We start from the raw sequence: 6,575 nt of genomic DNA on the forward strand, positions 1-6,575 counted from the left end.
GCACCGGCCAGCTGGGAACGTGCCATTCCGGCCAGCGCCGAGGGTGCGGGCGTGCCCTCCGGGGGGCGCGGTGCGGGGCGGCGCGGGCGCCGGTGGTTCATCGCTCTGGGGGCGGCGGCCAGGGGTCGCGGGCGGACGAGTCGAAGCCTGGAGTCGCGCGGGATACGGGACGTCACGGGGGCAGTCTTCCGGTTGACGGTCCGAAAACCCAAACGGAATGTCACGAGGGGCTACGGAGAGGGCCAACGCACGGGCCCGGGGGTGCGGCGGAGGCGAACGATCAAGCCATATGCCGACCGCGAACCGGAATCACCGGGGGACGGTCGGTGAGGCAGGCGCCACTCGGCGTGTCCGGGGGATGGTGAGGGCGGCGGGGAGAGCGGGAGGAGGTGCGACGAGGGTGCGGGACGAGGCCGTCGCGGGCGCGGAGGAAAGAGTGGCGCGGGACGGACAGGTGGCCTGGCGGGAGCGCCGCGTGCCGGTGGGCCGGTGGGCCGGTCACATGAGAGGGGTGAGGAAGCGGCGGAGGGCCTCTTCGTAGGCTTCCGGGTCGGCGTTCCACATGGCGGCATGGGGGGCGTCCGTGACCGGGTGCAGGGTGACCGTGTTGGGGTGGGCGTCGGCCAGGCGGCGGGAGAGGTCCCAGGGGGCCACCCTGTCGCCGGGGCCGTGGAAGATGTGCGTCGGGATGCTGATGCGGTCCAGGTGGACGGCGTCGGGGTCGCGGTCGCCGTAGAGACCGGTGCGGCCCTGGGCGGCGCGCACCGCGAGCGGCAGCAAGGCGCTCGGGGTGCGGCGGGCGGCGGCGAGGGCGCGCAGGGTCGCCTCCCAGCTCAGCACCGGCGAGTCCAGGACCAGCCCGGCGATGCGCTCCCGCAGGGCGGAGCGTGCGGCGGCGCGCAGCGCCATGGTCGCGCCGGTGGACCAGCCGAGCAGCACGAGCTGGCGGGCGCCGGACTCCACGGCGTAATGGATCGCGGCGTCCAGGTCGTGCCACTCGGTCTCGCCGAAGTGGTGCAGGCCGTCGGGTGAGCGCGGTGCGCCCTGGTCGCCGCGGTAGGCGAGGGCGAGGACCGGGAAGCGGTGGCCGTGCAGGAACTCCATGAGGTTCATGGCGTGTTCCCGGGTTGCGGCGAGGCCGTGCACCGCGATCACCCAGGTGCCCCGGGCGCCCGGTACGAACCAGGCCGGCAGCGGGCCGAGCTCCCCGGGGACGAGGAGGTCGGTGTGGTCCAGCCCGAGGGCGGTGCCGGGGTCGCCGACGTACAGGTTGGGCACGAGCCAGGCCCGGTCGCCGGGCTCCAGCGTGCCGTGTGTGACCCGTTCGAGGCGGCGCACCACGGTGTCGGCGGGGTGGGAGGCACCGGCCAGCACGGGGCCGACGACCGCGTGGGAACCGTCGCCGGCGAGTCCGTAGCGGCCGGGGCGCAGTGCCGCGAGATCCCGGGTGAGGCTGATCTCTCCGGCGGCGGTGCCGTGCACGGTGAGCCGGGGTTCGGTGGGCAGCGGTCTGCCCGGGGGCGCCTTGAGGGCGGCGTCGCTGGCGAGCCGGCCGGCGGCCACGGCGGCGGCACCGGCTCCTATCACGGCGGAGACGGCAGCGGCCGTCGCTCTGACAGTGCGCACCCCACCAGTGTCCCGGCGCGCCGACCCCCGGGCCAGTGGGCAGCACACGGGGGGTGACACGGCCCCGGTCCCGCCTCGGGTCCGTCCACGACGGTTTGCCGCACGGGGCACCATGACGACAAAGCGACATGACCCAGCGCGCGGACCGCGGCGCGATCCGCCGAGCGGACTGCCAGGCGGACCGCCGAGCCAACTTCCGCGCGGACTGCTGGGCGGATTGGGCGCGCAGACCGGGGACGAAGCGCCACGCGGGCCGCCGGACCACCGCGCGGACCGCCGGGCGAGCCGCCGAGCGAACGCCAGGCGAGCCGCCCAGGGGGGAACGTCAGGGCCGCCGCGCGAATCGCCGCGCAGGCCGCACGCCCCTCATCGCCCTGCCCGGAGTCGTCCAGGAACCGGGGCCCGCCCAGGTTCATCGGCCGACCCGGAGTCACCCACGAACCGGGACCCGCCCAGATTCATCGCCCGACCGGAGCCATCCACGGACCGGGACCGCCCGAACGTTCATCAGCCGCCAGCCCTCGGCGACCGGCCCTCACCCCCGCTGCCCGTACCCCCGCAGCCGGTCGCTCACCTCGGCCAGTTGCTCCAGCGACAGCAGGTTCGGCGAACGGCCAGGTACCGCGGACGCGGTCAGCCAGACTCTGCACATCCACTCCAGCTGGGCCGTGCGGTCGTAGGCCTGGGGCAGGGTCGTGCCGTAGGTGAGCGTGCCGTGGTTCTGGAGGAGGCAGCCTGTGCGGTCGGTCAGGGCGTGGAGCATGTTCTCGGCCAACTCGTCCGTGCCGTACGTCGCATAGCGGGCAACCCGGACGGGGCCGCCGAGGGCTGCGGCCATGTAGTGGATCAGCGGGAGTTCGTCGACGAGCGTGGAGACGGCCGTCGCGTGCACGGCGTGCGTGTGGACGATCGCGCGGGCGTCGGTCGCGCGGTACACCGCGAGATGCATGGGCAGCTCGCTGGTCGGGACGAGTGTGCCGAGGACCTGGCGGCCGGTGAGGTCGACGCCCGTCACATCGTCCGGGGCGAGCCGGTCGTAGGGGACGCCCGACGGCGTGACCAGGACCGTTTCGCCGACGCGGACGGAGACGTTGCCGGACGTGCCGACGACCAGGCCCTCGGTGACGGTCCGGCGCGCGGTGTCCACCAGGTCCGCCCAGGCGCGCGCCTCCTCCTGACTCACACGCCGCCCACGCGGCTCCCCCACCTCGCGCACACGGTCCCCGTGGTCACCCCGGCCACGCTGGTTCTCTCGCTGCTCAGCCATGCCGCGATCCTGCCAGGGCACCTCGCCGGCCTCCGTGGAGCCGGGGCACTTTAGGCCGGAAGGCGACCCTCCGTAAGGGTGCACATCACCCCATAACGCCCTATCGGCAACCTTGGCCGGAGATCGTCTCGCATTCAACGATCTTCCAGTAGCGTCGGGGCGGTCTCGTGCACGTCGCCGTTCCGGGGGGAAGCATGGCCCGTGATCACCTACCGTCGTCCCGTCTCCGCCGCCGCCGGCTGCTCACGGCCTCCGTGGCCGCGCTCGCGCTCGGCGGCACCGTCCTCGCCGAGGTTCCGGCCGCGGCGGCGAGCCGCCCGAAGGGGCACGACGTCTCGTCGCACCAGAAGAACGTGAACTGGGCGTCCGCGAAGGCCAAGGGCGCCCGGTTCGCCTACGTCAAGGCGACCGAGTCCACCACCTACCGCAACCCCTACTTCGCCCAGCAGTACAACGGCTCCCGCAAGGCCGGGCTGATCCGCGGCGCCTATCACTTCGCCCTCCCGGACAAGTCGTCCGGCAAGGCCCAGGCCGCGTACTTCGTGCGCAACGGCGGCGGCTGGAGAGGCGACGGCTGGACGCTGCCGCCCGCGCTGGACATCGAGTACAACCCGTACAGCAAGAAGCACAAGTGCTACGGGCTGAGCAAGGCCCGGATGACCGCCTGGATCCGCTCGTTCAGCAACGAGGTCGTCCGGCTCACCGGCCGCCGTCCGGTGATCTACACGACCACCCACTGGTGGAACACCTGCACCGGGAGCAACCGCGCCTTCGGCCGGGACCACGCCCTGTGGATCGCCCGTTACAGCAGGTCAGGGACGGGGACGCTGCCAGCCGGCTGGTCGTCGTGGACCTTCTGGCAGTACGACAACGGCGGCACCCTCCCGGGTGACCAGAATCTCTTCAACGGTTCCCTCGACCGACTGAAGGCCCTCGCGCGAGGCCGCTGAACGGCCGTAGGCCGCGAGATGACGGGGCCGGCCGTGCCGGAGGGCGCCGGCCCCGCCATCCGGCGGAACAGCAACCGCCTCTTCCGGTCACCACCAAGCCCCTCCCAGTTCATCTTCCGTTCACCCGGGTTACCTACGTTCGACCAGCCAATGACCTCGAACGATTGCCTGGGTAAATGGAAAGCTTCTCGCTGATCCTCGCGATTGTGGTGGTGACCGCACTCGCGTTCGATTTCACGAACGGTTTCCACGACACCGCGAACGCGATGGCAACGACCATTTCGACCGGTGCGATGAGGCCCAAGGCGGCAGTGGCCATGTCCGCCGTCCTGAACCTCGTCGGTGCTTTTCTCTCGGTGGAGGTCGCCAACACGATCTCCAAGGGTCTCGTCGACGAGACCGGCATCCGTCCCGAGGTCATCTTCGCCGCCCTGGTCGGCGCGATCCTCTGGAACCTCCTCACCTGGCTGGTCGGCCTGCCGTCCAGCTCCTCGCACGCCCTCATGGGCGGTCTGATCGGCGCCACCGTCGCCTCGGCGGGCCTCGGCGCGGTGCACGGCGACGTGCTGGTCACCAAGGTGCTGATCCCCGCGATCGCCGCCCCGCTGGTCGCCGGCATCGCCGCGATGTTCGCGACCCGGCTGACCTACCGCCTGGGCCGCAAGGCCGACGGCGAGGCCTCCAAGAAGGGCTACCGCGCCGGGCAGATCGCCTCCGCCGGTCTGGTCTCCCTGGCCCACGGCACCAACGACGCCCAGAAGACGATGGGCATCATCACCCTCGCCCTGGTCGCCGGCGGCACCCTCGCCCCCGACTCCGACCCGCCCCTGTGGGTCATCCTCTCCGCGGGCATCGCCATCGCGCTCGGCACCTACCTCGGCGGCTGGCGCATCATCCGCACCATGGGCAAGGGCCTCACCGACCTCCAGCCGCAGCAGGGCTTCGCCGCCCAGACCAGCGCCGCGACGGTCATCCTGGCCTCCTCCCACCTGGGCTTCTCGCTGTCCACCACGCACTCCGTCTCCGGCTCGGTGATGGGCGCGGGCCTCGGCCGCAAGGGCGGCGTGGTCCGCTGGTCGACGGCCACCCGGATGTTCGTCGCCTGGGGTCTGACGCTGCCGGCCGCCGCCCTGGTCGCGGCGGTCGCCGAGTGGGTCTGCGGCTTCGGTGACTGGGGCACCGCCCTCGTGGCCGTCTTCCTCGTGGTCTCCAGCGCCGCGATCTGGAAGATCTCCCGGCGCGAGGTCGTCGACCACACCAACGTCAACGACACCGACGCCCCCGCCGAGCCGACCGGTGTGGTGACCCAGGCCATCGCCGCGGTGACCCCGCCGCCCGCGGGCACCGTCTCCGAGGAGCTGGCGGCCACCATCGCGGCCCCGGCGTCCACCGACCCGGCGGCCCCGCCGGCGAAGACCACCGTCTGACCGCGACCCGGTCCGGTACGAAGGCACAAGAAGGAAGTACTGCAATGAAGATCGACTGGGCGGCCCTCGGTTCCGTCTTCGGCGTCAGCCTCGTGGTCACCGTGGCTCTCGTGGGCCTGTTCACGCTCGGCATCACCGGCCTGTCCCGCCGCGAGCGGGCCGCCGCGCAGGGCCAGTCGGCGGCGCTCGCGGTCACCGGCGCCTACGCCTGCTTCGCCGCCTGCGCTGCGGCGGTGGCGTACGGCATCTACCTGATCATGGCCTGATCCGGGCCTGATCCCGGCTGGGTCCTGGCCTGTTCCGGGCTTGCAGCCGGCCTGATCCGTGCGACGGGTGGTGCGAGGCGATGCCTCGCACCACCCGTTCGCGTTCCCCCACCCACACCCCTCTGTGGGCCTCAGCACACTTCAGCCTCGCAGGTCAACGGCAAGTTGACGGCCCTTCCGGGGGCGTGGTGGACTTCCGGAGCCAAGTGCGGCGGCAGGAGAGGAAGCCGGTGGAAGTCCGGCGCGGTCCCGCCACTGTCACCGGGGTAGACACCCCGGGAGCCAGGAACTCTCACCGCCGGTCTCGTCGAACCAGGGCGCGGACACCCTGAGTGAGGACATATCGCCATGCGCGGCTGCCTGTTGAGGTCGATCAGCGACGCCCGGCCCCGAACCGGGGCGTCCGGGAACATCACCGCCGGATCCCTCACCGGCTGAACCCATGGGTGCCGATCGCGTGTTCGCGTACGGCGCCGCCGCCGGCCTCCTCGGCGACCTGCTGCTCGGCGATCCCCGCCGCGGGCATCCGGTCGCCGCTTTCGGGCGGGCCGCGGCTGCCGTGGAACGGGTGTTGTGGCGGGACCACCGCGGCTGGGGCGCCGCGCACACGGCCGTGTGCGTCGGCGGGACCGTCGCGCTGGGCAGCCTCGCCGCCCGCTGGGTCCGCTCCTCCCCTGCCGCCTCCCTCGCCCTGACCGGCGTCGCCACCTGGGCCGTCGTCGGCGGCACCTCGCTGGCCCGCGAGGCCCGCACCATCGGGCGGGCCCTTGAGGCCGGGGACGTTGAGGCAGCGCGGGCGCGGCTGCCGCATCTGTGCGGGCGGGACCCGCAGGCGCTGGACGCCGACGGGATCGCCCGCGCGGTGGTGGAGTCCGTCGCCGAGAACACCTCCGACGCCGTGGTGGGCGCCCTGGTGTGGGGCGCCGTGGGCGGGGTGCCGGGGCTGCTCGGGTTCCGGGCCGTCAACACGCTGGACGCCATGGTCGGCCACAAGTCCCCGCGCTACCGCCGCTACGGCTGGGCCTCGGCCCGCCTCGAC

The 6,575-nt window shown here is 72.9% G+C and carries 6 protein-coding genes and 1 riboswitch; of the genes, 4 read left to right on the top strand and 2 right to left on the bottom strand.

The window, feature by feature from the left end; all coding sequences use genetic code 11:
- Nucleotides 1–498: 498 nt before the first annotated feature.
- Both N4P33_RS30905 and N4P33_RS30910 read right to left on the bottom strand, forming a co-directional pair.
- The gene (locus N4P33_RS30905) at nt 499–1,626 is read right to left on the bottom strand and encodes an alpha/beta hydrolase (protein ID WP_260830249.1); all 1,128 of its coding nucleotides are present in this window, start codon (nt 1,624–1,626) and stop codon (nt 499–501) included.
- Between the two features lie 535 nt (nt 1,627–2,161).
- On the bottom strand, nt 2,162–2,893 hold the full coding sequence (locus N4P33_RS30910) for a class II aldolase/adducin family protein (RefSeq protein ID WP_260830250.1): 732 nt from the start codon (nt 2,891–2,893) through the stop codon (nt 2,162–2,164).
- Between the two features lie 194 nt (nt 2,894–3,087).
- Here N4P33_RS30910 and N4P33_RS30915 point away from each other — a divergent pair, with 194 nt between their 5' ends.
- The 4 genes from N4P33_RS30915 to N4P33_RS30930 all read left to right on the top strand — a co-directional run.
- Nucleotides 3,088–3,843 (top strand): lysozyme, encoded by a 756-nt coding sequence (locus N4P33_RS30915; protein WP_260830251.1) that lies wholly within the window; start codon nt 3,088–3,090, stop codon nt 3,841–3,843.
- A 176-nt stretch (nt 3,844–4,019) separates the two neighbouring features.
- Entirely contained in the window at nt 4,020–5,270 is a 1,251-nt protein-coding gene (locus tag N4P33_RS30920) for an inorganic phosphate transporter (protein WP_260830252.1), read from the top strand.
- A 44-nt stretch (nt 5,271–5,314) separates the two neighbouring features.
- Nucleotides 5,315–5,536 carry a hypothetical protein gene (locus N4P33_RS30925; RefSeq protein ID WP_260830253.1) on the top strand — a complete coding sequence of 74 codons (222 nt, stop codon included), beginning with the start codon at nt 5,315–5,317 and terminating at the stop codon, nt 5,534–5,536.
- Nucleotides 5,537–5,755: 219 nt separating this feature from the next.
- Nucleotides 5,756–5,828: riboswitch (cobalamin riboswitch) on the top strand.
- Nucleotides 5,829–5,978: 150 nt separating this feature from the next.
- Nucleotides 5,979–6,575 (top strand): cobalamin biosynthesis protein (locus N4P33_RS30930; RefSeq protein WP_260830254.1); only part of this gene is annotated, 597 nt, incomplete at its 3' end.

It is taken from the genome of Streptomyces sp. 15-116A (assembly GCF_025290915.1).
In the GTDB taxonomy this organism is placed as follows: domain Bacteria; phylum Actinomycetota; class Actinomycetes; order Streptomycetales; family Streptomycetaceae; genus Streptomyces.